A 25,347-nucleotide genomic window follows, 5' to 3' on the forward strand; every position below is an offset into this window, starting at 1 on the left:
TAATCAATGGCTTTACCTTCCAGCCATGCGTCCCATGCCCAGGGCACTCGCGATCTTCGTAACCGCCGGCCTCGCCGTCGGCTCGATCGCCGCTCTCCCCTCCGCCCCCGCCGCCGCCGCGCCGGGAACAGTAGTAATCAGCCAGGTGTACGGAGGGGGCGGCAACTCCGGCGCCCCCCTCTCCAACGACTACGTCGAAGTCTTCAACCGCAGCGGCGCCCCCGTCTCGCTGGCCGGCTGGTCGGTGCAGTACACCAGCGCCACCGGAACCGGAAACTTCGGCTCCAACAAGACCAACCTCACCGGCACCGTCGCCCCCGGTCAGTACCACCTGGTCCAGCTCCAGGCGGGCACCACCCCCAGCGGCTCGCTGCCCACACCCGACGACATCGGCACCATCAACATGAGCGGCACCGCGGGCAAGGTGGCGCTGGTCCACTCCACCGACGGCCTGGCCTGCAACGGCTCCACCGTCGTCTGCACCCCGGAGCAGCTCGCGCTCGTCGCCGACCTGGTCGGTTTCGGAACGGCGAACTTCTTCGAAGGCAGCGCCGCCGCACCCATGCTCAGCAACACCACCGCCGCGTTCCGCAAGAGCGCCGGCTGCGCGGACACCGACGACAACGCCGCCGACTTCGAGGCCGGAGCCCCCGCGCCGCGCAACAGCGCGACCGCCGCGGCTCCCTGCGGCGGCGTCGAGCCGTCGCCCTCGCCCAGCCCGAGCGCGAGCCCCACCGTCGAGCCGAGCCCGTCACCGAGCCCGAGCCCGAGTCCGAGTCCCACGCCGCCCGCCACGTGCGACACCCCCATCACCCACCGGATCGCGCAGGTCCAGGGCAGCGGCGACGCCAGCCCGATCGCGGGCCAGGACGTCCGGGTCGAGGGCATCGTCACCGGCACCTTCCAGGGGACCGGCCAGCTCGGCGGCTTCTACATCCAGGACCCCAAGCCGGACAACAACGTGGCGACCTCCGAGGGCCTGTTCGTGTTCTCGTCCTCGCCCGTGACCGTCGGCAGCCGCGTGCTCGTCTCCGGCAAGGTGATCGAGTTCAACGGCCTCACCGAGATCTCCCCGGCCACCGTCGTCAACATCTGCGGTTCCGCCACGATCAAGCTCATCGATCTGGAGCTGCCGCTCAAGGCGGGCACCACCTTCGAGCGGTACGAGAACATGCTCGTCACCTTCGACGACAAGATGGCCGCCTCGGAGATCTACAACCTCGGCCGGTTCGGCGAGATCACCATCGCGGCGGACGAGCGGCTGTGGCAGCCGACCGACCGCACCGGCGTGGACACCGAAAAGGACGCCCGGCGCACGATCCTGCTCGACGACGGTTCCAACGTGCAGAACCCGCCGCTCCTGCCGTACCACAGTGAGGGGTTGAACACCGTCCGGCTCGGCGACGAGGTGAAGAAGCTGACCGGTGTGATCACCTACGGCTTCAACCTCTACCGGGTGCAGCCGACCCAGCCGGTCGTCTTCCGGGCGCAGAACCCGCGCTCCGCCGAGCCCGAGCGGGTCGGCGGCAACGTCCGCGTGGCCAGCCTCAACACGCTCAACTGGTTCACCACGCTCGGCTCCCGGGGCGCGACCACCGCGGTCGAGCGCGACCGCCAGCTCGCGAAGCTGGTCGCCAACATCCTCAGCCTCGACCCTGACGTGGCCGGCCTGATGGAGGTCGAGCGCAACAACGACGTGGCGCTCAACGCGCTGGTCGACGCGCTGAACGCCAAGGCCGGAGCGGGCACGTACAAGGGAATCACCCACCCCAACCCGGGCACCGACCTCATCCAGACCGCGCTGATCTACAAGCCCGCCAAGGTCACCCCGGCCGGCGCGGCGCAGTCCTCGTCCGACCCGATCTTCAACCGCCCGCCGCTGGTCCAGACCTTCCGCAAGGCGGACGGCAAGGGCGAGACTTTCACGATCCTGGTCAACCACTTCAAGTCCAAGGGCTGCACCGACGTGGACGGCCCCGCCACCGGCCCCGACGCCGACCAGGGCGACGGCCAGAGCTGCTACAACGCCAAGCGCGTCAAGCAGGCTACCGCCCTGCTGGCCCTGATCGACAGCCTCAACCTGCAGGACGTGCTCGTCGCCGGCGACATCAACGCCTACGGCGAGGAAGACCCCATCCACGCCTTCGAGGACTTCGGGCTGACCAGCCTGAGCAAGAGGTACATCCCGAAGGATGACCGCTACAGCTACGTCTTCGAGGGCCTGTCCGGCGAGCTCGACCACCTCCTGGTCGACAAGGACCTGCGCAGGCTGGTGACCGGCGCCACCATCTGGCACATCAACTCCGATGAGGGCCGGTTCATGGACTACAACACCGAATTCAACCCGCCGTACCTGTACGCCCCTGACGCCTACCGCTCCTCCGACCACGACCCGCTCCTGGTCGGGCTCAAGCTCTAACGGAGCATTTCTCCCACTTTGGGACCCACGGGCCGTGACAGCAACCCTGTCACGGCCCGTTTGCGTTGCCGGCTCCGGGGGCGACGGCAGCATGGCGAGACGCTGGAGATGCGCCACACGCGAATCCCATTTTGGGAAACGCACGAGAACCCGTACTGGTACGGCATCTCAATCCACCACCAATGCCACTCTTCCGAATCAACACGGCGAATCGTGAGGAGGTTGGCGACGTGGCCAAAGGTGATGATTTCGAGCGCCGACTGGTGGTATCGGTCGACGTCAAGGGATATGGCGGGCAGACCGCCAACTGGCAGGGACGAATCCAGACGGACCTGATCGGTGTGCTCGACCGGGCGGCCGAACGCGCCGGCTTGGACCGTGCCACCTGGGCGCGCCAGGCTGCGGGTGACGGCGAACTGGCCGTCCTGCCGCCAACCGAGCCCGAGCCGCGGGTGGTGGACGACTTCCCCCGGCACCTGGTGGCCGAACTGCGCAGATACAACCGGGACGTGCCTGGCGACCGCCGGATGCGGCTGCGGCTCGCCCTCGACTACGGGCCGGCCATCGTGGGCGCGAACGGCTTCACGGGAGCGGCCCCGGTCATCGCCGGCCGGCTCTGCGACAGCAAACCCGTACGCACGGCGCTCGACGTCACCGGAGCCGCCCTGGCGGTGATCCTCTCGAAGCGCGTCTACTCCGAGACCGTCGCCCAGGAGCACACCTCCCTGGACGCGACGATGTTCCGCAAGGTCGCCGTCAGCGTCAAGGACTTCGTCGAGGACGCCTGGGTCTGGGTGCCCGACCACCATATCCGCGACGAGGATCTCCCGGATGACCCGGCGCCCGCCCCTCCGGTCGGCCCGCCCAGCGGCCCGCCCGCATCCCAGCAGATCTACCACGGCAACTTCAACGGCGCGACCGTGCACGCTGACAAGGTGGTCGGCGGCGACTCCCTGGGGCAGCGGTGAACGCGGAACCGGCGTCGGACGGCGTACCCGCGGACGACGAGCGGCCCGAAGAGGCCGGCGCGGGGGAGGAGGCGCCGGAGAAGGACGCGCAGGCGCTCGGCCAGGAGTTCTCCACCCGGGCCGCGCAGCCGGGCAGCACCCGCGAGCGGCTCAGCGCGGAGCGGGACGCGCGTTCCAACTTCTCCTCAGCCCAGGTCCACGCGGGCAAGGTGGTCGGCGGCGACGAGATCACCTACATCACGATGACGACCGGGCAGGCGAAGCTCCAGCTGTTCGCCCTGCCCCAGGAGGACCTGGAGCTGGACCTCGCCTTCGTGGACCCGCCCGGCGGCGCCCAGGTAGCGGCGGCCGCGAACGCCCGGCGGCTGGTGATCGTGCGAGGGCGACCGGGCGCGGGGAAGTTCGCCCTGACCCTGCACGTCCTCCTCCGCCTGGCCCTCGGGCCGATTCGCCGGCTCCATCCGGAGACCGACCTGAGCACCCTCACCCTCACCGGGCTCGGCGCGGGCGGCTACGTCCTGGCCGATCTCACCGCTGAGGCCACGGCGCGGTTGCGGTCCTTCGACATCAACCGCCTGGCGGCCGAGCTGACGGACGAGCAGCGCCTGATCATCGTGATCTCGGATGACGCGCGGCTGCCCGAGTTGGATCGTTACATCGTCGAAGCCCGGCCACCTGAGCTGATGGACGTGCTGAACGCGCACCTCATCAGGCGGCTGGGATCGTCCAGCGCGGCGCCGCTCCTCGCCGACCCGGAGATCGCGAGTCTCTGCCAGGCCCGGCTGCGCGATTCGACGGCATATGAGGCGTTCAGGCTGGCAGCTCTGATCGCGGACGAGGAGCCGCCGGTCGTCGCGACCGTGCGGGACCGCCTGCGCGCCGACGACGGCTTCGACCTGGCGCAGTGGTTCTCCGGGCTGGGCGACCTGGAGACGCAGACGCTCGCCATCGGCGTGGCCGTGCTCGCGGGCGAGCCGTATGCGCTGGTCGCCGGTGCTTCGGAGGCGCTGTGCAGGCGGCTCGAACCCGCCGACCAGCCGCCGAAGCCGACCAATCCCTTCGGGCCCACCACCTCGATCCGGCTGCGCCGCCTTAACGCGCATCTGGTGAGCTCGACCATGGCCACCCGGCATGGCGCCACCGTCCCGGGACAGGTCGTCCGTTACCAGGATCGAACCCGGGCCCTGCGGCTCCTGCTCCATGTATGGGACGAGTACGACGAGATCCGGCCGAAGTTTCTCACCTGGCTGCGGCTGTGCCCGCGCAGCGAGGTGCCCACCGTGCGGGTGCGCGCCGCCATCGCCGCTGGACTGCTGGCCACCCGGGCCTTCGACCACATCCGGTCCACCATCATCTCGCCTTGGGCCACCGCCCCGACCTCGGAACTGCGGGACGCCGCCGCTTCGGCGCTCGGCGTGGCGAGCGACGATCCCGCGCTGCGCGGGGCGGTCCGTGGCCTGGTGTCGGCGTGGGCCGCCGACACATCCGCGCCCCGGCTCCGGGCCACCGCCGCCCGCGCCTGGCGCGTCAAGATCGAGAACGACGGCTGCGCCGACGTGCTGAAGCTCTTCGACGAACTGGGCGGCAGCGCGGAACCCGCGGTCGTCGAGGCGATCTGCGAGAGCGTCACCGAAATGATCGAATACGACGACTCCATGTTCGCCGCCGACGCGATCACGCTGCTCCGGAAGTGGATGGCCGACCCCAACCGCTCGGTGACCGGCCAGCTGGCCTTCCTCCTGGCCGCCGCCGATCTGGTCCGGCAGCTGCCCGGCGGCACCTGGCCGGCGCTGCTCGACATCGCCGCCGCCGACGCCGCGCTGGCCAGGGAGATCGGCGCGGCCTGGGCCAAGGTGCTGAATTCGGCGGACATGAACCAGGCCGCCAAGGAAGTGCTCGCCGAGTGGGCGCGAGCCGTCGATCAGAACGCCGCCGCACGCCTCGCCCTCGGCCGGCTCATGGTGGTCGCCAGCACGACGTCACGCACCGAACGAATCATCTCTCTCGCCGCCGCCAGGTGGGCGCACGCGCCCCAGAGCAAGAACGCGGTCCTCGCCGCCCTCTCCCCCGTTAGGAGCGCCCTGTGAACTGGTTCTCTCCTCCCGCGTCGCCGGCCGGCCTGATCGGCCAGACCGGCACCGTCTCGCTGGGGGCCCGCGGGCCCCTGCCCCGGCCGGGCATCGCCATGGTGTACGCCACTCGTACGGGCGATGCCGTCGCCATCACGGGCCGGCCGTCCTGGTTCGACGCCCATCAGTACCACCTGTGGTACGAGGTGGACATCTCACGTCATCTGGACAGCATCCAGGCCGACCTCTCCAGCGCCGTCGACTCGATGCAGTTCCGCCTCCACGCTGACCTCAGCTGGGAGGTGAGCGACCCGATCACGATCGTCCGGCGCGCCACGACCGACGGGCTCGTCCCGTTGCGGGCCTGGCTGATCGACCAGGCCTGGCGCGTCACCCGGGGCTACGACATCGAGCGCTGCGGCGACGCCGAGATACAGCTACGCGGCCGGTTCGAGCAGACGCCGATCGTCCTCGACGAGGGCATCACCGTCCACCGGGTGAACGTCAGGCTCCAGGCGGACGACGCGACCGCGCAGTTCGACGCGGAAAGGGTCGCCCTGATCCGCGCCGGCAAGACCGAGAAGATCGCGTTCGGCAACCAGATCGAGCAGCAGGAACACGCCGCCCAGCTGGAACGCGACCAGGTCAAGGCCCTCCGGCAACTGGCCCAGGGCGAGGACGACCTGATCTTCCTCTTCCTGGCCCGGCATCCCGACCAGGTCGGCGCGATCCTCGAACAGGTGGCCAAGCGACAGGAGATCAGCGTCGGCGCGCAGATGAGCCTGTTCAACAAGCTGGTCGACAAGGGGTTCATCCAGGAAGCGGACATCGAGAACGCGCGCCAGAGCTTGCTCAGGCCCATCGAACAGCTCGCCGGCACGCGTCCGGGCGCCGCGTTGGGCGGCCGACACCAGCAGGCGGCCGTGGAACCGCCTCGCCCGGCCGCCGCACCACGGCAGGCGGCACCCGCCCAAGAGGACGGCATCACGGGCTGGGTGAAGTTCGGCAAGGCCCGCGACGACGAGGGCGACCAATGATCCCGAGGTCCGTCTTCCGCCAGCGCAGGCTCTGGGTCGGCGGCGGCTGCCTGCTCGGCTTCGTCGTCGCCGGAGCCTTCGCCCGCCATGTGTACGGCATGCGGGGCATGGCGATCGGCGCCCTCGGCGCGGTGGCCGCGACAGCGGTCCTGGGCTACTCACTCAACCAGCAGATCAAGTCGGCGAGGCGACAGGTAATGATCCACCCGGATTCGCATTCCCGCTCCGCGCAGGAGCCGGCCATGGCCAGCGTCGATGATCTGATGGCTCCGGCGACTCCAGGAAGAGCCGCCGCAGAGCCCGACGGCTTCCCCCGGCCCACCGGCCGGCCCGCCCAGGCGGACCTGCTCCCGTGGCGGATACCCGGCCATCCCGGCCCTTCGGGAATCGCCGCCGATTCGGCCCTGGTCGGCGACCTCGACCTCCGTGCGGCCTCGATCGTCGGACCGGGCCATCGCTGCGAGGAACCGGCCACGCCGCGCCAGGACGCGTACCGCATCGGCACCGACGCCGCCGGCGAGCACCTCATCGTCGCCGTGGCCGACGGCATGTCCGATAGTTCCCACTCCGACCTCGGCGCCAATGTGGCCGCCGACACGATCGTCAAGCGGCTCCGCGACGTCCTCAACGGCCACGGCGAAGGCGCCGGGCCGGCCGAGCGGGACCTGCGTGAGTCGCTCGGGGCCGCGGCCCAGCGCATGACGGCCACGGCCGAGCAGCGGGGCCTGACTCGCGACGACGTCAGGGCGGCCGTTCTCGTCGCGGTCATCGCCCTCCGCCCCGACCGTGACGGCTGCCACCCGGTGTCCCTGGCCACCGTGGCCGACGTGACCGCGTGGACCAGGCAGGACCGCTGCTGGCGGCACATCGCGGGAGGCGCGAAGTCCGGGCTGGACGCGGGACGCCTGGACGCCTTTCTTCCGCACTTCCCCAGCAAGGCGGTCTGCGAGCAAGTGCGCCTGGCCCCCGGCTCCGTGCTGGCGCTGACCACCGACGGCATCGGCGACGCGCTCGCCTCTCCAGACCTCGCCGCCTGGTTCGGCGACGAGTGGCGGCAGCCCCCCACCATCAGACGTTTCATCGACGTAGTCGCGTTCGAGGCTAAGGGCGCGCTGGACGATCGGACCGCGGTGGTCATCTGGTTCCGGGGCAGGCGGCCGTGAGAACCTGGTCGGACTCACCCTTCGAGCGCACGGTGCCGCTCTCCCAGATCAACCGCTACACCGACGCGGACGTGATCTCCCGGGACAACGGCGAATCCTACGTGATCTTCGAGCCGCCCGGCCACGAAGGCTGGCTGGTGAAGCTCTACAAGCCGGACCTCCGGGTCGACCACGGAATGCTCCGTCGCCTCATCGAACTCCCCGGGACGATGCCGCCCGCCGACCTGGCCCGCGTCGACGACAGCGTCGCCTGGCCGGTCGCCCGCGTCCTGGACGGCTACCGCACGGTGGGTACGGTCATGGCCAAGGCGACCCAGGAGTTCTCCTGGGACATCGCGCTGCTGGGCGGGCGCACCAAGCGCCGGCTGATCGAGATCGACCATCTGGCCAACCTCCCGCAGCGGCAACGGCAACTGGGGTTCCCCGTCCCGGACTCGGAGCAACGGCTGAACGCGGTGCGCAACATGGTCGCCTGCGCGGCCCTGTTCGAACGGCACGACGTCGTCTACGCCGATTGGTCGTTCGCCAACGCCTTCTGGTCGCCGCGTACCCAGCAGACGTTGATCATCGACGTGGACGCCGCGGGCCTGGGACAGCGTCGTTTCGTCGAGACGCCCAACTGGGAGGACCCCCTGATGGACCCGGGGCGTCCGGTGACCACGCATACCGATCGATACAAGGTCGCTCTGCTGGTCGCCCGGGTGATGACCGGGCATCGGCAGGGCCACCAACCGGCGCTGGCCGAAATGGAGCGGCAGTATCCCGCGCACACGCATCTCATCGAGACCGTCCGCCGGGCGCTGAGCGCGATGTCCGCCGAGGCCCGGCCGACCCTGGCCGAGTTGCAGCAGGCCGTCGAGAATCCCGGCGGCGTCAGGAGGGGCGCGCCCGCATCCGGCGGGGACAACGTCAGGACCATGCGGGTGTGGACCCCTCCCGCGAAGCCGTCATCGGCCGCCACCGTGAGTTTCACTCGCCAGGCGAAGCCCGGCGGCCCATCCCCTCCGCCACCCGCGCCACCTTCGCGGCCGCGGCCATCCGCGCACTTCATGGATTTCCTCACGACAGCCCTCGCCCTGCTGGCGATGGTCGCCCTGGCCATCGCCGTGGCTTTGCACCCCCTCTTCCACTGACAAAGGAGACGATCATGCCAGAACAGGTAGACGCCATGCCCGCCACGAAAGCCACGGGGATCCAGGGCCTGCCGACCTACGTCGTGCTCGACACCTCAGGCTCGATGGAGCCGTTCGAGGCGCTGCTCAACGAGACCCTCACCGAGATCGTGGACACGCTCTACTCCAATCCGAAGGTATCCGACTTCATCCACCTGTCGATCGTGTCGTTCAACACGGCACCGCACCTGGTCCTGGAAATGACGGAGATCTCCCAGCTCACCGCCCTGCCGACAGTGGCCTGCGGCGGCATCACGAACCTGGCTCCCATGTTCTCCCTCATCAGGGAGCGCATCGAACAGGACATCCCGAATCTGCGCGACAGGGGTGTCAACGTGCTCCGTCCCGTCGTCTTCCTCCTCACCGACGGAATCCCCACCGACCAGCCCGAGGGACTGTGGCAGTTGGCGCATGCGGAGTTGATCGATCCGGCCTGGCGGCGGCACCCGCACATCATCACGTATGGATTCGGCAACGCCAGCGAGGCCGTGCTGCGCAAGGTGTCGACGCTGAACGCGTACATCGCGGAGAAGGGGCGCGAGGACGAGAACAAGAAGGCGCTGTCCGCGGCGCTCACTTCGCTGCTGCACTCGCTGGTGGCGTCGGCCGCCGCGAAGCGGCTTCTGGTGCCCGAGGAGGTCAGTGGCTTCAAGTCGGTGCAGCTGGACTACGTCGACCAGTAATGATCGACGATGCGTACGGGGCGACGATCGCGAAGCTGAGCCTGTCGGCCATCCTGACCGACCTGCGGGTGGCCCGGGGGCTCACCGCGAGCCAGGTGTGCGAGGGACTCGGCTGGGGGAGAGGAAAACTGGGGCGATTTGAGGCTAATCACTGGAAACGCCCCGAGCTCAGCGACATTCGTGACCTGCTCCGGCTCTACGACATCGAGCCGTACGAACAGGAAAGGATCACCGAGCTGGCGCTGCTGGCCCGAAAGCGCCCCTGGTGGCGCGACTACGGAGACGTTTTCGAGACGGAGTACCCCGGCTTCGAGAACGACGCGGCCGACATCGAGATCTTCTCTCCGCTGACCATTCCGGCCCTGCTCCAGACCCGCCGCTACGCGGAGGTCCAGCACAGCCGGTTGAAGCCGGCCATGCGGGCGCGCGGCCGTTTGGTGGAGGCCGTGCTGACCCGGCAGCGGATCCTGTCCCGCGACGACGGCACCGCGCCCACGCTGATCGCCGTCGTCACGGAGGCCGCTCTCCTCTACACCTGGGGATCTCCCGCCGATCGGCTGGAGCAGATCCGGCACCTGGCGAGATTGAACAGCCGTCCGCACGTCGACGTGCGGGTGCACTCGTTCGCGGCGGGTCCGCCGCCGTTCCCGCTCGGCGCCGTCACCCTCATGCGGTTCCGGCTCGACGGGCCCGCCGTCGTGCTCACCGACACCGGGCTCACCTCGGCGATCGTCACCGACCGCGACGAAGTGGACCGCCATGCCGCCTGGCTGCGCCGGTTACGGGAGCAGGCCCATGACCAGATCAAGACCGGCGAATACCTCGCCGAGCTCACGAAAGGACTCTTGCCGCAGGTGGACCTTGCCGAGATCGAATGACCGCCTGGCCGGGCCGCTGATGACATGGCCGCAATGGATCACGGACAAACGCGCGCGTGCCGCCCTGCAACGGCGGCAGGCCGCCGTGGACGACGCGTGCGCCTACGGCACGCAGTTGCTGGAGGAGGCCAGGGAGGAGCTGAACAAGGCCGACACCAAGTCGCAGGTCCTGCTGGGCGTCATCGGGGTCGGGCTGGGCACGATCACCGGCGGCCTGCTCGCGGGCAGCTGGTCGCCGCACGGGCTGGCCGACGCCGTGGAATGGCTGTGGTGGACCGGAGTGGCCGCCGCGCTCGTGGCTCTGGTCGTGCTCGCGGGCGCGCTGTATCCCCGGCTGTCGAAAGCCGACCGGGCCCGCACCAGCGAGGTCATGTACTTCGCCGATGTGCTCCGGTTCGCCACCGCCGACGCGGTCTACGACGCCCTGCTCAAGTCCAGCGTTCTCGACCTGGAGCGAATCGCGAGCCAGCTGCACCACATCAGCAAGATCGCGAATAGGAAGTACCGATTGATCAGGCTGGGTTTCTGGCTCAGCCTTTTCGCCATAGCCGCCACAGTGGGGTCAGTTTTGGGCAATCTCGCACTCGGTCAGTGAAATGACTGGAATCCACCTTCTTGGCCGATTCGCGAGAATTATTTGATCTTCGCTATCACCGGTAATCCGCCCACGAACAACCGCGGAATCCCGATTCGGAATCGCATAGGAAGAAATATGGCGCTTTCCCTGATACGTGGGCGCGTCATACGTTTTGCTGGAGTGGCAGGCGTCGGAAGAGAGGTACGCGATGCCATTGTCCAGCGCGCCCGACTGGCCTCTGAACACCTTCATGGCAGGACTCGACCCTGCCACCGGCCAGGAGTTCATGGCCCTCTCCCTGCCCGCCCACCGCAAGACGGGCGACATCCTGATCCGTCAGGGCGAGACCGATGACCGGCGCGTCTTCCTGCTGCGTTCCACTGACCCTCGGCGTATCGCCCTGGTCAAGGTGACGAAATACCTGGAGAACGGGGAGCAGCTCCTGCTCGGCATCCGCGTCAGCGGTGACCTGGTCGGGGAGATGGCCTCGGTGCGCGATTCCCCCCGCGTGGCCACGGTCACCTTGTGCTCCGACTGCCTGGTGTACGCGATCCCCGACGCGGCCTTCACCGCGTTCATCGAGCGCCACCCCAAAGCCTCCCGGGGCGTCACGCGCCTGATGGCCGATCGCCTCGACTGGGCCAACCGGCGCCGGGAGGGCATGAGCGGCTACGACGTGTCGACCCGCCTGGCCACGGTTCTCATCGAACTGGCCGACCGCCACGGCAGCCAGGTCGAGCGCGGCCTGGACCTGGGCGTCCCGCTCACCCAGGTCGAACTGGGACGGCTCATCGGGGCGGGTGAGGACGCTGTCGGCAACGCCATGCGCACGATGAACGAGCGAGGGCTCGCGCAGAGCAATTACGGAAGGGTGATCATCCTGGATCTCCCGGGCCTCCGCAATCTCTACCGCCAGAGCCATTAGACAAGAATCCTTCAGTAGGCCTCGAACTCCTGCCGGCCGAGGAAGATAGGCTGATGCCCTGTAAAGGCCTCTCCTGCTGGATTACCTGCTTTCCCAAGGCCAGCTGCGCCCTCTTCACCAACACGAAATACTAGGGGTGAGACGAGCCGAGAGGCTCAAGCCGTGCAGCCCGGTGGGCACCTGCTTGGTCAGCTCGAATCATCGAGGGAGTTCGTGGAGTGGGCCGTCGTGGCCCCACTCGCTTTCACGATCGCCGCCGACGAATTGGCTACTGCAGTGACTTCTTCTTCCTGAGTCGTTTCCGCGGAGGCGAACCGTTCCCAGTCGTCCGTGTCGGGGCGTCGTCGTCCCCCTGGCCGCCGCCGTCTCGCGGCCTGACAGGCGGGGGAGTTCTGGGGGCGATCGGTCGTGGCGTGCTTTGTGTCGTCCCCAGGCCTGGCAGGCCGGTACGACCGGTCAGCGATGTGTGCTGTCGGTCTACGGTAGACCTCACCACCGGAGACGTAAGGCGTGTAGATGTGACACCCGGGGATGTGTCTACAGGCGAGGTGATTCGCGTAGACGTTCCGGTGGGAGGGGTAATCGCCAGGGACGTCTGCACCGGAGGGGTGGCCAGGGTGGGGCCGCGCGGGGGACCCTGCTCGCCGCGCTCCAGCCGGGCTTCGGCTTCGGTCAGAGCCACGTCGCTGTCCAGATATGCCTGGTACGACTCGTATTCGTCGAGAGCTTGGATCAACTCGCCGTCATCCTCGTCCACATCCTGCCAGACCGGTGACAATGGCAGGTCGGACGGTTCTTCCTGGCTCGACGCGTAACCGGTTGGGTCGGCGGAGCGGGTCTTGCCCTGGGGCTCGAGACCGGAGAAGGCGATTCCCCCGGCGAGCGCGCCCCGCCCGCCCATCGACTTCAGCGCCTTCCGCCCCGCCAACGGCAGATCGTCGCCCATCATTCTTTGCAGCACGTCCTCGTCACGGAGCACAGCCGGCGGGGGCCATGGGTAAATCTTCATGTGCGTGGCCAGGGTCCGCTGAAAGACGTTGGGATAGACGTCGTTCAGGACCAGGAAACATTTGAGGCAGCAGGCTCTGCCGACGCCCAGCTTGTAGCTGCCCGGAGCTTCGCGGGCGACCGCCAGCGCCTGCATTTCCGCGTGCACTTCCTGTTCGGTGCCGTTCTTCGCCTTCGGCAGCGATCCGTTGTACGCGACCACCCGGATGCGGCCCTCGGTCTGTTCCAGTGTCCGGAGGTACGCGATGGCCTTCCGGATCCGGATCTCGGCGCGCGTCCTCGATTCGAGGAGCTGGGGCTTCGACGTCGTCGGCTCGCGCGCGGCGATGGTGTCCAGCAGCGCCCGTACCTCGTCTTCGGCCTTCTGACCGACCGCCCGGGAGGCGCGCAGCAACGCTTCCAGGTCACGCCCCAGGTCCTGGTCCGGCCGGTTGGCGAAGACGCCGATCTCGCGCCCGCGGTGCAGCAGCGAGACGCACACCCGGTCCCCTCGGAGCGTGGTGAGCACGTCGGCGACTCGGTCGAGCGCACGTTCGTCCTTGAGCGTCGGATCGCTGCCCAGCTGCGCCATCCAAGCCGCGTGCGACCCGTGCTGCCTCAGCAGTTGACGCTTCAGGGCGTCAAGGCGTGCCGTCATGGTGTCCTTGGCGGCACTCTGCGCTTTCCCGTACTCGGAGTATCCCAGGCCCTCCATCGATGCCATCTCGACGGACCCCGTGTTGTTCGGCAGCCACTGCGCGTCGTGCAACTCCGCGAGTTTGGCGTCGAAAGCCTCCTGCACGCCGATTCTGCCGGTCCACGACCGTAACCGGCTGAGCATCAGGTCCGTTCCACCGGGCTCCCTGCTCGTCGTCCAATAAAGTTCAGCCAGTATCTCCGCCCGGCTGGTCGCCGCCACATTCAGCGTTTTTCCGAGCGCCTTCCACAGGGTTTCGGACTTCTCGAGGTGTTGCGCGACCGAGAGCGGTGCGCTGGGAACGACTCTGCGGGCCTGCGCCAGCCAGTAACTCGCCACCTTGCCGTCGTCGGAGTAGGGGTTGTTGAGCCCATTCAGCAGGCGCTCGGTCAGGGCGGAGTTCTCCTCGGTGAACTCCACGAAATCCTGAAAGTTCGCAAATGGCCCGTGCTCTTGGAGAGCTCGGTACGGCGGCGTGAAAACCGGATCGTCCACGGGCGCGGAGCCGGAATTCCGATCCTCAGCCGGATCCACATCGAGGAGGTCGGTGGTTGGGAAGCTTGTGGTGATCGTGGTGGTAACGGGGACGTCGGTGGTGGTAGACGTCCGGGGGACTGGCTCGTCGTCGTCGGACGAGTCGTCGATGACAATGACCTGCCTGGCCTTTGGAGCGCGCGTAGGGCTGTGGATCTTCGTGGTGGTGACAGGCGTGCGGGTCGGGACGGAGAGGGTCCGGGTGGTCGGCTTTGAGCTGAGCGAGGGCACCGGGAGCTGGGTCTCCGGGATGACGTCGACCAGCTCTTCGTCGTCACGCCCGCCCCGGACGCTCGAAAGCCGCCTTGGCGGTGAATCCGGAACGCTGAACGTCGAGATGCGTCCGGACCTGGTCTCGCTCCGCGGCGGAGAGTCCGGGACGAAGAAGGGAAACCCCAGCGAAGGCGAGGAAACCGGAGTTCTGCCCGTGGTGGAGGTGCGGGGCTCGCTCACCACGGGCGGGAGGGAGGTCCTGGTAGACCTCTCCTCCGTCGTGGTGCGGACTGTCGACGAGCGGACCAACTGCAGCTTGGGCCGAGTCGGCCCTAGCCGCCGCGGCTCTTCAGGAAATTCCTCGATCTGAGCGACAAGGGCAGGATCCTGAGCAAAAACAAGCCCGGACTTTGACTTCGCCTGCCGCTTACGCGTTCGTGAGGGCTGATTGGATTTTCTCTTGGCCTTCTTCGTCGGCTGGGTAGCCTGCTCCGGAAGTATAAATTTCCAAGGCGTCGTCACATCTGCCCCCGTTCGCTCAGCCCGCCACACATCCTCCCCACCCAGTCACGACCACGGACCTACTGCCATGGTGACAAAAGGGTCCTATGTGAACGCGGCCAGGCATCTGGCGTACTCACCAGGCCGCAGGATCCCGGGCGAACCGAGGTTCTGCGAATGTTGTCAGCCATGTACGCGGATTCTTGGTGCTGGCCAGCAAGGAGGGCCCAAAGGGCGAGGATGACCCGAGCTTCTTCGAAGCGGACTTCGTGATCGATGCGGTTCGCTGGACTTACGGGTTCGAGCTTGGCCCTACGCGCGTCGTGGCGGAATGGATTCACAGCTACCCTCGTGGTCACCGTCAGGTGTGGATGGATCGCGACACCTCGCGAGCAGAGGTGTATGAGTGGCCGGGCAACCGGGTGAAGGACCGAGCTCAGCTGGTGCGGCGCACTCGGCCTAATGCGCTGCTCCTGTCGACAGCGGGCACGGACAACCATCCTCAACTGTCAGCACTTTTTCATTGGTTCCGTCGCAATCTGCTGCTCATCAATCCAGAAGATGAGCGGGAGGCTCGCGAGGCGTTCACCACGGCTGCGCTGTCGGGCCGGGAGGCGCAGCGGATCAAGGATCTCCTGGTCGGTCGCGGATTTGGGCATCACCGATGCGAAGGTCACTCGAGAGGGGAAGAATCGACCAGCGCCTGTGCTGTTCCACCAGTCCGCTGCCGGAGAAGTTCCGTTCGAGTGGCGGCATGAGTCATTGGGGACTCGCTCGTGGTATGCGCTACTAGGTCCGTTGCTCTTGGTGCTCGATGAGGGGACCGTACTCCTGGTCGATGAGCTGGATGCCAGCCTGCACCCGCGATTCGCCGCTGAGGTGGTCAGGCTCTTTCAGGATCCGCAGGCCAATCCCAGAGGCGCGCAGCTCATCTTCACCTCGCACGATCCCTCGATTCTCACTACTTCGAGTGGGGAGCGTCCGATGGAGCCGGGACAGGTGTGGTTGACGGAGAAGGACAAGGACGGTGCTACCGCGGTACCCATTGACGGCTGCTTCGCCGACAGAGAATGAGGACTTGATGAAGTCCTATCTGGCTGGGGCGATCGGCGGAGTCCCATTGATCTTGGAGGGTCAGATCGCCCGTCGGTTGATCACTACGGACGAGCGGCTGAAGGGGGCCCGGCGGAGGAGAGCGGATGGCGCGTAAGAAGGGCAAGGAAGAGCTGGGCCCTTCGAAAAGGCAGCGTGCCCGTCGGCGCCGCCTTGTGTACTTTCAGTGGGGTTTTGCGGCCTCGTGACGGATCGGCTTCCCTTCGCCAAGGCCGTCGAGAACGTCAAACTCGTGCTTCCCGAACAGATCCCGGTCGGTAGCTTCGGCGAGGCGAAGAAGCGTGCTGAGCAGATGAACGCGGCACACGGGGATCATGTTCCCTGGTCGCGGCGAGATCCGTACACCGATGTCCACACCTTCGTCGAACAGGGTGTCCGGTGCGGCCCGTGGGGACCATAGGGTTCCTACGTCCCGCCGGGTCGTTGGGGCCATAGGTCGGCCAAGCTCACGCTCGCGCAGTTGGAGCGGCATCTGTTCGCGGCCGCGGACATCCTTCGGGGAACGGTCGAGGAGCACGGCGGGGACACCACCGACATGTTCTTCGCCAGCCAGGACGCCAACAGCGGTTCCTGGATCATGGCGACGATGAATATGGTGCTGCATGGAGTCCGCCGCTTCGACCCGCGGACCGTCGATACTCTCGCCGGGCCAGCGCATGTCCCTGCCTGCATTCTGGTGTTGCGGCCGAAGGGCAAGAAAGTCCGGAACGTGCCGGCAAGGTCCTGTTCATAAACGCCGACCGCGCCTGGCTCACCCGCTTCCAGCGCCGGTTGTGACATCTGTGGATCGTCACATTGCGGGGGTCGATGCTCGTAGGATTGCGTGGTGGATGCCCCCAGCCTGCTTGACCAAGTCCGCGAGTTGCGCGGTCAGGGCCAGTCGCCCAAGCAGATCGCCCGCGCTCTCGGCATGGCGCCGTCGGCGGTCGCTCCTTTGATCCGTGCGGTGGCCGCGCAGGCCGGCTCCGGCAGGCAGGTGGGCGAGGTGGTGGCGTGCTGGGTGAACGCGGGCTGGAGCATCGGGCTCACGGTCGAGGCGTCGCGTGGCTGGATCGACGTGGCGCCGCAGGACACGAATACGGCTGGGGGCATGGTCAGCGCGCTTGTCGTGCGTAAGCATGGCTGGGACAAGCTGTCCGTGTGCGGGTATCTGGTGGACACCTACTGTCTCGGGGTCAAGAACGCGCAGGGCCCGGAGACCGGCGACGAGATGGACTTGCGGCGGTTCCGGGAGATCTACTTCTCCGCTTACTCCACGGACTACCAGGAAGCGCCCCTCGACCTGGTCCAGCACCTCGTCTTCGGCGCGGTGGAGTATGCCAGGGGCCTTGGTTTCGAGCCGCACCCCGATTTCGCGGAAGCCGCAGGGCATCTCGGCGAGTGGGTGGGACCGTCCGCGATCGTCTTCGGGAAAGACGGAGCCCCCTTCTATATCTCCGGCCCGTACGACAATGCGAAGAAGATCGTCAGGACGTTGGAGCGAACCGTGGGTGAGCCGCCCAACTTCAACTACATCCTCACTCTGGATGAGACCAACCGGGGTTTCCGCTAGCCCATGGCGCGGGGTGAGGAGACGATATGGGCAAGGCCAATCGGGTCCGGCGTAAGGCCAAGGAGAAGGAGCGCAAGCGGCGGACACAAGGCCAGCCGAACAGCGCGTCCTGGCCGCCTTTCGCGTTGTATGACCCGCCGACCCCCGAAGAGTTGGCAGTCGTGTCGCTGTCCGGTGCCCTCGATGCGCGGCAGCACGGGAATGAACCGGCTTTCTTGGAACATGTCGGGTTCCTGGCGGATTCCTCGCCCACCCGGGTGGTGGACCGATTGCTGCTCCGCACGCTCACGCGGTATGTCACCGACGCGTGGCGGTCCGGCTGGCAGCCCGCCGACCTGGTCCGCCTGTCCAGGCGGGAGCTGGGCGTGCGGCACGCTCGGCTGGTGACCGACGCCATCGCGGCGGAAATGCGCTCCTATGCCGCGGCCACCGTGGACGAGCGGTGGCAGGAGCAGTTGGCGGCGCTGGGATCGGGGGTCTGGTGGCAGCGCGATGAGGAACTGCTGCGGGCGGGTGACGATCGTGCCGCGATGGTGACCTGTGCGGTGCAGACGCTGTACCGGCTGGGGACGTTGCCGCCGCTGGCGGTGCTCTGGCCCATCCCGGGGACGGCTCGCCGCGAGGCCGGGAAGTCGGCCGGCGCGGTCGATGAGCGGATACTGGCGCGGGTCCGCGCGCTGCTGGCCAAGGCCGAGGCTACGGAGTTCGAGGCGGAGGCGGAGACGTTCACCGCGGCGGCGCAGTCCCTGATGGCCCGGCACAGCATCGACGCCGCGCTGCTGGCCGCCGGGGCCGGGGCCCGTTCGCGCGAGGAGCCGCAGGGGCTCCGGCTGGGGATCGACGCGCCGTACGAGGCGCCGAAGGCGGTGCTGCTTGACGTGGTGGCCTCCGCCAACCGCTGTCGCGCGATCTGGCACCGTGATCTGGGATTCACCACCGTGCTCGGCTTCCCCGCGGACCTGATGGCGGTCGAGGTGCTGTACACCTCCCTGCTGGTGCAGGCGGTCACCGCCATGACGCAGGCGGGTTCCCGGCAGGGCTCGCGGATCAGGTCCTTCCGCCAGTCGTTTCTGTCGGCGTATGCGGCGCGGATCGGCGAGCGTCTGGCCGAGGCCTCCGACGAAGTGGTCAGGCAGGCGGCGGCGGAGACGGGCAAGGACCTCGTGCCGGTCCTGGCGGCCCGGGAGCAGCTGGTCGACGAGCGGGTCGAGAAGGTCTTCCCCAACCTCACCGTGGTCGGTGCCGGGTCGATCAACAACAGGGACGGCTGGGCGTCCGGCCGCGCGGCGGCCGACCAGGCGCGACTCGACGTGCTTCATGGAATCACGGGGTGAACGGGGAAGTGCGGTTGAGCGGCGGACGGTGCCACAGCCGGGGTTCCGTCGGACCGGGTGGCTGAGCCGTCGATGAAGCTGCCGAACAAGGAGCAGATGTGGGTGGAGGCGCGGCGGCGGCACCGGCTCACTCACGCCCAGGTGCAGATGGCACGCGAGCTCGGGCTCAATCCCGCCAAGCTGGGAAAACTCGACAACCACCGGGCCGAAGCGTGGAAGGCAGCGCTGCCGCAGTACATCGAACACCTGTATCTGAAGCGGTTCAGGCGCGCTGTGCCGGAGAACGTACTGTCGATCGAGGAGCGAGCCCAACTGTCCGCATTGAAGAAGGCCGAACGGAAGACCAGGCGCGTCGGCGAGCGACCCGAATAACGGCCCACTACAGGCGCAAGCTCATCGGGTCTAATTAGGGGCGGGATTGAGTTTGGCCAAGCCGAAGCCGAGTTGGCTGTACAGTTCTAGCTGATCGTAGTATTCACGGTGCGTGATGATCTTGCCGTTCTCAATATGAGCAGCGCATGAAGCGCGCACGGTGATGCGGTGGCCTGTTCCTTCTATCACATGCCCGTCTGGCAGCAGAAAAGGCCCCGTATGCGTGCCTGTGTAGGTCCATTCCGTAACGGCAGGGATAGCGCAGTCGGCCACCTCGAGCCACGCCGTCGCGTGAAAGTCGGGGAATCCCTTGAAGTATTGCTCATAATGCCAGGAGATCTCGTCGTGTCCTTCTGCTATGCCTGATGGTGCGACGTAGACAGCGTCTGGGCTGTAGCAGTCGAGCACTCTTTGCAGATCGTGAGCGTTGATCGCGTCCTTCAACTGGCGTTTGAGGTCCCAGGCTGTAGACACGGACACCCCCCAGGCCGGATCCAGAGCTAGGTTCATCCCCACGCTACTCAACGAGGAGTCAGCGGTTGGTTAGGGCAGCGTTGTGCGCGGACCACGGAACACGCCACGATTTCCCTGTCGGCTCAAGAGGCTGTCGCGGCAGCCTGGATCGTTCAGTTACCGCCCCTGTATCCCTCGGCTGCGGGTGCCGAGAAACTCATCCGTCCAGGTCACAGGCGTGATGCTGCGGCCCTGGCAGCGCGGGGACTGCGCCGGAACGGCTTGCGTGGCGTACCAGTCCGGGCGAGGAGCCGGATCTACCGGTGAACAACCGGAGAATAAAAGGTCCACGGGCGCGCTGCACGATTTAGTCTGCGTACTGCCGGGAGATCGCCGGATATCCACTCGATGCTGCCGGGTTTCGCTGTTCCTGGACGGGGAGGAGCGCCGTGGAGTTCCGCGTTCTCGGTCCGATGGAAGTGTGGCACGGGGGGCGGCAGGTGCCGTTGGGCGGTGCGAAGCCGCGGGCGCTGCTTACCGCGCTGGTGCTGGACGCGGGCCATGTGCTGCCTGTGGACCGGCTGATCGAGGCGGTGTGGGGGGAGGCGCCGCCGCCGACCGCCCGCGCCGTGCTCCAGACCTATGTCGCCGCGCTGCGCCGCGCCTTTGACCGGGCGGGCCTGCCCGCCGTCATCGTCTCCCATCGGGTGGGCTACCTCGCGGAGGTGCCGGCCGAGGCGGTGGACCGCGACGTGTTCGAGCGGCTCGCCGCCGAGGGCCGGTTGCACGCCCGCGACGGCCGCCCGGCGGAGGCGGCGGTGCGGTTCCGGGCGGCCCTCGCGCTCTGGCAGGGGGCGGCGCTGGGCGGCATCGGCGACTCCTTCCTGCGCGCGGAGGCATTGCGCCTGGAAGAGCTGCGGCAGGCGGTCATCGAGGAGCGGATCTCGGCGGAGCTGGCCACCGGACGGGCGGAGGATCTCGTCGACGAGCTCACCGAGCTGGTGGCGTTGCACCCGGTGCGCGAGCGGCTGCGCCGCGACCTGATGATCACGCTGTACCGGTCGGGCCGGCAGGCTGACGCCCTCGCGGCGTTCGGCGAGGGCAGGCGGGTGCTGATCGAGGAACTGGGCATCGAGCCGGGACCGGAGCTGCGCCGTACCCACGAGGCGATCCTGCGCTCCGATCCGGCGCTGCTCGGCGTCGCCGAGCCAGGGCCGCCCCCGCCGCGCCAGCTCCCGTCCGCGCCGCCGGACTTCACCGGACGCGAGGAGGAGATCGCCACGCTGCGCGCCGGCCTCGCCCAGGCGGGCAGCACGCCGGTCCAGGTGATCTCGGGCGCGGGCGGCACCGGCAAGACCAGCCTCGCGCTGAAGGTCGCGCACATGGCCGCCGGCCTCTACCCCGACGGGCAGCTGTACGTCGAGCTGCGCGGCACCGCCGACGCGCAGGCGTCCCCGGAGGAGATCCTGGGCCGCCTGCTCAGGCAGCTCGACCCCGCCGCCACCACACCGCCCGCCACTTTGGAGGAGCGTGCCAGCCGCTTCCGCACGCTGCTGGCCGGGCGCCGCAAGCTGCTCGTGCTCGACGACGCCGCCAGCGAGGCCCAGGTCCGCCCGCTGCTGCCCGGCACGCCCGGCTGCGCGGTGATCGTCACCTCGCGCAACCGGCTTTCCGGCCTGGCCGGCGCCGCCTTCGTCGACCTCGGCGTGCTTCCCCGCGACGCCGCCATGACCCTGCTCGCCCGCATCGCCGGCCGGGACCGTATCAGCGCCGACCAGGAGGCCGCCCAGCAGATCGTGCGCCGGTGCGGCGGCCTGCCGCTGGCGCTGCGGATCGCCGGGGCGCGGCTGGCGGCGCGCCGCCAGTGGACGATCGAGATGCTGGCCGGGCGGCTGGGCGACGAGCGGCGCCGGTTGGACGAGCTCGCCGTCGGTGACCAGGAGGTGCGGGCCAGCATCGGCCTCAGCTACCGCGCGCTCACCCCCGCTGCCAGGACCATGCTGCGCCGCCTTGGCCTGCTCGGCCTGCCCAGCCTGCCGGTGTGGGTCGCCGCCGCGGCCACCGACCGGCCCCTGGAGGAGGCCGAGCGGGTGCTGGAGCAGCTGGTGAACGCGTCCCTGCTGGACGTCGACGGCGCCGACTCCATCGGCTGGATGGGCTATCGCCCGCACGACCTGATCAGCCTGTACGCCAGGGAACGCGCCGAGGAGGAGGACACCCCGGCCGAGCGCGCGGCGACGGTGGAACGGGTGCTCGGCGCGTGGCTGTGGCTGGTCCAGCAGATCAACGACGCGGTGCCGACCACCGGGATGGCCATGCGCGCGACCTACCGCACGGCCCGCCCCCTCGATCCCGAGCTGGCCAGGGCGGTGCTCGCGGACCGGCACGCCTGGTTACGGGAGCAGGAGACGTCCCTGGTCGTCGCCATCGACCTGGCGGCCGCGATGGACCTCGACGAGGTGGCGGTGGAGCTGGCCTGCGCCCTGTCGGGCACCGCCTTCGGCGGCAGCCAGTACGTCTTCGACAACCCGTTCACCGGCTGGCACCGTACCCACGAGGCCGCGCTCGCCGTCGCGCGCCGCAGGGACAACTCGCTGGGCGAGGCGATCCTGCTGGCCGGGCTCGGCCAGCTCCGCTATGAGCAGGACCTGTTCGCGGAGTCGCGGGACTACCTCAGCCAGTCCCTGTCGATGTTCCGGGCCGCGGGTGACGCGCGGGGCGAGGCGGTGACGCTGACCGCGCTCGGCGCCGCCTGCCGGGAGCAGGGCTATCTCCCGGAGGCGATGCACTTCCTCGACCGGGCCGAGAAGATGTGGACGGACCTCTCCGACGACACCGCGATGGCGAACGTGCAGCGGCTGATGGGCACCGTGCTGCTGGAGCGCGGCGAGTACGACCGGTCCTGGGCGGCCCTGACCTGCGCGCTGCGCCTCTACCGCGAGGGCGGCAGCCGCCGCGGCGAGGGCATGACGCTGCGCAACATCGCGCTGTTCCATCGCGCCAGGGGCGAGCTGGACGAGGCGGAGCGGACCGCCGGCGAGGCACTGGTGATCTTCGGCGCGATCGGCGACCAGCTCATGGAGGCGTACGCGCTGCGCGTGCTCGCCAAGGTGTGGCTGCGGCGCGGCCGGTTCGAGGAGGCGCGGCGGGCGCTGGACGAGACGCTGGCCACGGTCAGGAAGCTGCGCGACCGGTTCGGCGAGGCCTGCACCCTGCGCGTGATCGGCGAGTGCCATCTCGCCGAGGGGCGCCTCTACCAGGCGCGCAGCCACCTTGAGGAGTCGCTGGCCGGGTGGGAGGAGATCGGCTCGATGGTCTTCCGGGCCCGCACGCTGCACGACCTGGCGCGCGTGCACGACGCGTTCGGCGACACGGCGGCCGGCGCCGCGATGCGGGCGGAGGCGATGGAGACGTTCCGCTCGCACGGAGCCCGCGAGCACGCCGAACTGGCGGCTACAGAGTAATTGAAGCGGTCCGATCCATGATGCCGGGAAACTCACGATTCCTGGAGAGGGCCCCCGTGACAGAGATCGTCTTGTTGTCAGATCCGCGCATCGCCCGGACGCCCGTCAAGGAGCGCGGAGAACCGCTCGTCGATCTGCGCGCCATCGAGGCGATCCGCGTCGATCCGCGCCTGGCCGACGAACGGGGGGCGTACGCGCACGTACGGCTGAGCGTGGCCGACCGCCTGGTCGCCGCGCAGACCAGGTTGCCGCAAGGGCTGCGACTGCTGGTAGTGGAGGGCCTGCGGCCCCGGGAACTGCAGGAGCGGTACTTCGCCTCCGCGCTCACGCGCATGCGCGCCGGGCATCCGGACTGGGACCAGGCGCGGGTGCACACCGAAGCCGCCGCGTACGTCTCGCCACCGGAGGTCGCGCCCCACGTCTCGGGCGGCGCGGTGGACCTCACGCTGTGCACGGAATCCGGCGCGGAACTGCCGATGGGCACCGAGGTCAACGCCAGCCCACCGGAAGCGGACGAAGCCTGCCACACCGGCTCGACGGCCATCCCCGCCCAGGACGCCGCCAATCGCCGCCTCCTCATCACCGCCATGACCGCGACCGGATTCGTCAACTACCCGACCGAGTGGTGGCACTGGTCGTACGGCGACCGCTACTGGGCGTTCACCACGGGGGCCGCGTACGCACGCTACGGGATGTGCGAGCCGCCCGGTTAGCGCACGCGAGCAGCGGACCCGGCGCTCGCCGGGCCCGCTGCGCACACTTCGGCTAGCCGAGCGCGACCTCGGTCATCACGCCGCCGGGCAGCATGTCCTTCCAGCCCGCGTTCAACTCGCCCTCCTTCACCAGCACCGTGCCATCGCTCTTGACCATCCCGACGCGGTTGCCGGACAGGGCGATCTGCTTCATGACTCCGCCGGGCAACATGTCTTTCCAGCCCGCGTTCAGCTCACCGTCCTTCACCAGCACCGTGCCATCGCTCTTGATGATGCCGATGCGTGTCCCATCGAGAACGATCTGCTTGATGACTCCGCCGGGCAGCATGTCTTTCCACCCGGCGTTCAGCTCGCCGTCCTTGACCAGGGCGGTCCCGTCGGCCTTGATGATGCCGACGCGGTCGCCGGACAGGGCGATCTGCTTGATGTCACCGCCGGGCAGCATGTCTTTCCACCCGGCGTTCAGCTCGCCGTCCTTGACCAGGGCGGTCCCGTCGGCCTTGATGATGCCGACGCGGTCGCCGGACAGGGCGATCTGCTTGATGACGCCGCCGGGCAGCATGTCTTTCCACCCGGCGTTCAGCTCGCCTTCCTTGACCAGGGCGGTCCCATCGGCCTTGACGATGCCGACCCGATCACCGGACAGAGCGAGGTCCTTCATGGAACCGCCGGGCAGCATGTCCTTCCACCCCGCGTTCAGTTGGCCGTCCTTCACCAGGACCGTGCCGTCGCTCTTGAGCACGCCGACGCGATCGCCGGAGAGCACCACCCGCCGCATCACCCCGCCGGGCAGCATGTCCTTCCACCCCGCGTTGAGCGCGCCCTCCTTCACCAGAACGGTGCCGTCAAACTTGACGATGCCGACCCGGCGGAGCGTCGTGCCCCCGCCCGCGCCGTTCCACAGGGCATCGACGACGCGCTGGGCGTCGGGCACCTCCGGCTGGTACCGCGACGGATAGTCCGACACCTGCACGGCCTGGCAGATGGCGCCGATGTCCCCGCTCATCCATGAGTTGTTGGGGAACTTGCGCAGCATGGCGTTGATGAACGCGTTGGTGGCGTACACCGGATCGATCAGCTGGGCCGGGGTGCCCCAGCCCTGGGAGGGGCGCTGCTGGAACAATCCCAGGCTGTCGTGGTCGACGGGGGTGGCATAGTTCTGCAGGCCGCTCTCCACGATCGCGGTGGTGATCGCGATAACCGCGGCCCGCTGCGCGAGCCCGCGCCCCTGCACGGTCTGCACGATCATTCGGGCGCACGAGACGCGGTACGCGGTCATGTAACCGGCCAGCCGGCCGCTCATCACGGCGTTGAGGTCGGTGGCGTTCGCCGCGTCGGCGGAGCTCGGGGAGCCGCTGGGGTCGCAGGTGGCGAACTCGACGGCGAGGGCCTGGATCTGCTCCTCGGTGAGCACGCTCAGGTCGTCCGGCGGCTGCGGCGCGGCGTGCGCCGTGCCGGTCAGCGTGGTGGCCAGCAGCAGGGCGGGTACGGCTAACAAGGCCAGAATTCGGTTCATGTCCGGT

23 protein-coding genes are annotated in these 25,347 nt (G+C 68.5%); 20 read left to right on the plus strand and 3 right to left on the minus strand.

The features are described from left to right. Positions 1–25 precede the first annotated feature (25 nt). The 10 genes from ABGB08_RS31030 (at position 26) to ABGB08_RS31075 (ending at position 11,891) form a co-directional block, all read left to right on the plus strand. Complete coding sequence (locus ABGB08_RS31030; protein WP_347597200.1) at positions 26–2,419, plus strand: ExeM/NucH family extracellular endonuclease; 2,394 nt, start codon at positions 26–28, stop codon at positions 2,417–2,419. Positions 2,420–2,649: 230 nt separating this feature from the next. Further along, positions 2,650–3,387 carry a hypothetical protein gene (locus ABGB08_RS31035; RefSeq protein WP_347597203.1) on the plus strand — a complete coding sequence of 246 codons (738 nt, stop codon included), beginning with the start codon at positions 2,650–2,652 and terminating at the stop codon, positions 3,385–3,387. After that, positions 3,384–5,474, plus strand: coding sequence for a hypothetical protein (locus ABGB08_RS31040; protein ID WP_347597206.1), 2,091 nt, complete (start codon positions 3,384–3,386; stop codon positions 5,472–5,474). Before ABGB08_RS31035 ends, ABGB08_RS31040 begins: the two co-directional genes overlap by 4 nt. Beyond that, entirely contained in the window at positions 5,471–6,493 is a 1,023-nt protein-coding gene (locus ABGB08_RS31045; protein WP_347597209.1) for a hypothetical protein, read from the plus strand. The genes ABGB08_RS31040 and ABGB08_RS31045 overlap by 4 nt, the downstream gene beginning before the upstream one ends. Then, positions 6,490–7,656 carry a protein phosphatase 2C domain-containing protein gene (locus ABGB08_RS31050; RefSeq protein ID WP_347597212.1) on the plus strand — a complete coding sequence of 389 codons (1,167 nt, stop codon included), beginning with the start codon at positions 6,490–6,492 and terminating at the stop codon, positions 7,654–7,656. The genes ABGB08_RS31045 and ABGB08_RS31050 overlap by 4 nt, the downstream gene beginning before the upstream one ends. Beyond that, entirely contained in the window at positions 7,653–8,789 is a 1,137-nt protein-coding gene (locus tag ABGB08_RS31055; RefSeq protein ID WP_347597215.1) for a hypothetical protein, read from the plus strand. The genes ABGB08_RS31050 and ABGB08_RS31055 overlap by 4 nt, the downstream gene beginning before the upstream one ends. A gap of 14 nt (positions 8,790–8,803) precedes the next feature. Then, entirely contained in the window at positions 8,804–9,511 is a 708-nt protein-coding gene (locus ABGB08_RS31060; protein WP_347597218.1) for a VWA domain-containing protein, read from the plus strand. Continuing rightward, complete coding sequence (locus ABGB08_RS31065; protein WP_347597221.1) at positions 9,511–10,389, plus strand: helix-turn-helix transcriptional regulator; 879 nt, start codon at positions 9,511–9,513, stop codon at positions 10,387–10,389. The genes ABGB08_RS31060 and ABGB08_RS31065 overlap by 1 nt, the downstream gene beginning before the upstream one ends. Then, the gene (locus tag ABGB08_RS31070; RefSeq protein WP_347597224.1) at positions 10,373–10,984 is read left to right on the plus strand and encodes a Pycsar system effector family protein; all 612 of its coding nucleotides are present in this window, start codon (positions 10,373–10,375) and stop codon (positions 10,982–10,984) included. The genes ABGB08_RS31065 and ABGB08_RS31070 overlap by 17 nt, the downstream gene beginning before the upstream one ends. Before the next feature lie 190 nt (positions 10,985–11,174). Next, positions 11,175–11,891 (plus strand): Crp/Fnr family transcriptional regulator, encoded by a 717-nt coding sequence (locus ABGB08_RS31075; RefSeq protein WP_347597227.1) that lies wholly within the window; start codon positions 11,175–11,177, stop codon positions 11,889–11,891. A 268-nt stretch (positions 11,892–12,159) separates the two neighbouring features. Here the strand turns inward: ABGB08_RS31075 and ABGB08_RS31080 are convergent, their stop codons facing one another. Further along, on the minus strand, positions 12,160–13,995 hold the full coding sequence (locus ABGB08_RS31080) for a hypothetical protein (protein ID WP_347597230.1): 1,836 nt from the start codon (positions 13,993–13,995) through the stop codon (positions 12,160–12,162). Between the two features lie 127 nt (positions 13,996–14,122). Between ABGB08_RS31080 and ABGB08_RS31085 the strand changes: the two genes are divergently transcribed. From ABGB08_RS31085 to ABGB08_RS31120, 8 genes are all read left to right on the plus strand, one after another. Continuing rightward, complete coding sequence (locus ABGB08_RS31085) at positions 14,123–14,692, plus strand: hypothetical protein (RefSeq protein ID WP_347597233.1); 570 nt, start codon at positions 14,123–14,125, stop codon at positions 14,690–14,692. Between the two features lie 337 nt (positions 14,693–15,029). Next, a complete protein-coding gene (locus ABGB08_RS31090; protein WP_347597296.1) occupies positions 15,030–15,581 on the plus strand; it encodes a hypothetical protein in 552 nt (183 codons plus the stop codon). Beyond that, positions 15,529–15,897: an ATP-binding protein gene (locus ABGB08_RS31095; RefSeq protein ID WP_347597293.1), complete on the plus strand. Its 369-nt coding sequence runs from the start codon at positions 15,529–15,531 to the stop codon at positions 15,895–15,897. The genes ABGB08_RS31090 and ABGB08_RS31095 overlap by 53 nt, the downstream gene beginning before the upstream one ends. Positions 15,898–16,120: 223 nt before the next feature. Next, a complete protein-coding gene (locus tag ABGB08_RS31100; protein WP_347597236.1) occupies positions 16,121–16,336 on the plus strand; it encodes a hypothetical protein in 216 nt (71 codons plus the stop codon). A 60-nt stretch (positions 16,337–16,396) separates the two neighbouring features. Further along, complete coding sequence (locus ABGB08_RS31105) at positions 16,397–16,669, plus strand: N-6 DNA methylase (protein ID WP_347597239.1); 273 nt, start codon at positions 16,397–16,399, stop codon at positions 16,667–16,669. Between the two features lie 93 nt (positions 16,670–16,762). Continuing rightward, positions 16,763–17,488, plus strand: a complete 726-nt coding sequence (locus tag ABGB08_RS31110; RefSeq protein ID WP_347597242.1) for a helix-turn-helix domain-containing protein — start codon at positions 16,763–16,765, stop codon at positions 17,486–17,488. A gap of 26 nt (positions 17,489–17,514) precedes the next feature. Beyond that, positions 17,515–18,822, plus strand: coding sequence for a DUF2786 domain-containing protein (locus ABGB08_RS31115; RefSeq protein WP_347597245.1), 1,308 nt, complete (start codon positions 17,515–17,517; stop codon positions 18,820–18,822). A 72-nt stretch (positions 18,823–18,894) separates the two neighbouring features. Then, entirely contained in the window at positions 18,895–19,194 is a 300-nt protein-coding gene (locus ABGB08_RS31120; RefSeq protein ID WP_347597248.1) for a hypothetical protein, read from the plus strand. A gap of 30 nt (positions 19,195–19,224) precedes the next feature. Here ABGB08_RS31120 and ABGB08_RS31125 read toward each other — a convergent pair whose 3' ends face one another. Further along, a complete protein-coding gene (locus ABGB08_RS31125) occupies positions 19,225–19,668 on the minus strand; it encodes an ester cyclase (protein ID WP_347597251.1) in 444 nt (147 codons plus the stop codon). A 428-nt stretch (positions 19,669–20,096) separates the two neighbouring features. Between ABGB08_RS31125 and ABGB08_RS31130 the strand changes: the two genes are divergently transcribed. Further along, positions 20,097–23,111 carry a BTAD domain-containing putative transcriptional regulator gene (locus ABGB08_RS31130; RefSeq protein ID WP_347597258.1) on the plus strand — a complete coding sequence of 1,005 codons (3,015 nt, stop codon included), beginning with the start codon at positions 20,097–20,099 and terminating at the stop codon, positions 23,109–23,111. Between the two features lie 56 nt (positions 23,112–23,167). After that, positions 23,168–23,824, plus strand: coding sequence for a M15 family metallopeptidase (locus ABGB08_RS31135; protein WP_347597261.1), 657 nt, complete (start codon positions 23,168–23,170; stop codon positions 23,822–23,824). Positions 23,825–23,876: 52 nt separating this feature from the next. Here the strand turns inward: ABGB08_RS31135 and ABGB08_RS31140 are convergent, their stop codons facing one another. After that, positions 23,877–25,340: a hypothetical protein gene (locus tag ABGB08_RS31140; RefSeq protein WP_347597264.1), complete on the minus strand. Its 1,464-nt coding sequence runs from the start codon at positions 25,338–25,340 to the stop codon at positions 23,877–23,879. Between the last annotated feature and the right edge of the window lie 7 nt (positions 25,341–25,347).

The sequence above is a fragment of the Acrocarpospora sp. B8E8 genome (genome assembly GCF_039871605.1).
GTDB lineage: Bacteria > Actinomycetota > Actinomycetes > Streptosporangiales > Streptosporangiaceae > Acrocarpospora > Acrocarpospora macrocephala.

What these genes read in the sequence shown, in the direction of transcription:
- ABGB08_RS31030 (WP_347597200.1), top strand. Translation starts at nt 26, where the DNA reads ATGCGTCCCATGCCCAGGGCACTCGCGATCTTCGTAACCGCCGGCCTC.
- ABGB08_RS31050 (WP_347597212.1), top strand. Translation starts at nt 6,490, where the DNA reads ATGATCCCGAGGTCCGTCTTCCGCCAGCGCAGGCTCTGGGTCGGCGGC.
- ABGB08_RS31060 (WP_347597218.1), top strand. Translation starts at nt 8,804, where the DNA reads ATGCCAGAACAGGTAGACGCCATGCCCGCCACGAAAGCCACGGGGATC.
- ABGB08_RS31065 (WP_347597221.1), top strand. Translation starts at nt 9,511, where the DNA reads ATGATCGACGATGCGTACGGGGCGACGATCGCGAAGCTGAGCCTGTCG.
- ABGB08_RS31075 (WP_347597227.1), top strand. Translation starts at nt 11,175, where the DNA reads ATGCCATTGTCCAGCGCGCCCGACTGGCCTCTGAACACCTTCATGGCA.
- ABGB08_RS31115 (WP_347597245.1), top strand. Translation starts at nt 17,515, where the DNA reads ATGGGCAAGGCCAATCGGGTCCGGCGTAAGGCCAAGGAGAAGGAGCGC.
- ABGB08_RS31120 (WP_347597248.1), top strand. Translation starts at nt 18,895, where the DNA reads ATGAAGCTGCCGAACAAGGAGCAGATGTGGGTGGAGGCGCGGCGGCGG.
- ABGB08_RS31140 (WP_347597264.1), bottom strand. Translation starts at nt 25,340, where the DNA reads ATGAACCGAATTCTGGCCTTGTTAGCCGTACCCGCCCTGCTGCTGGCC.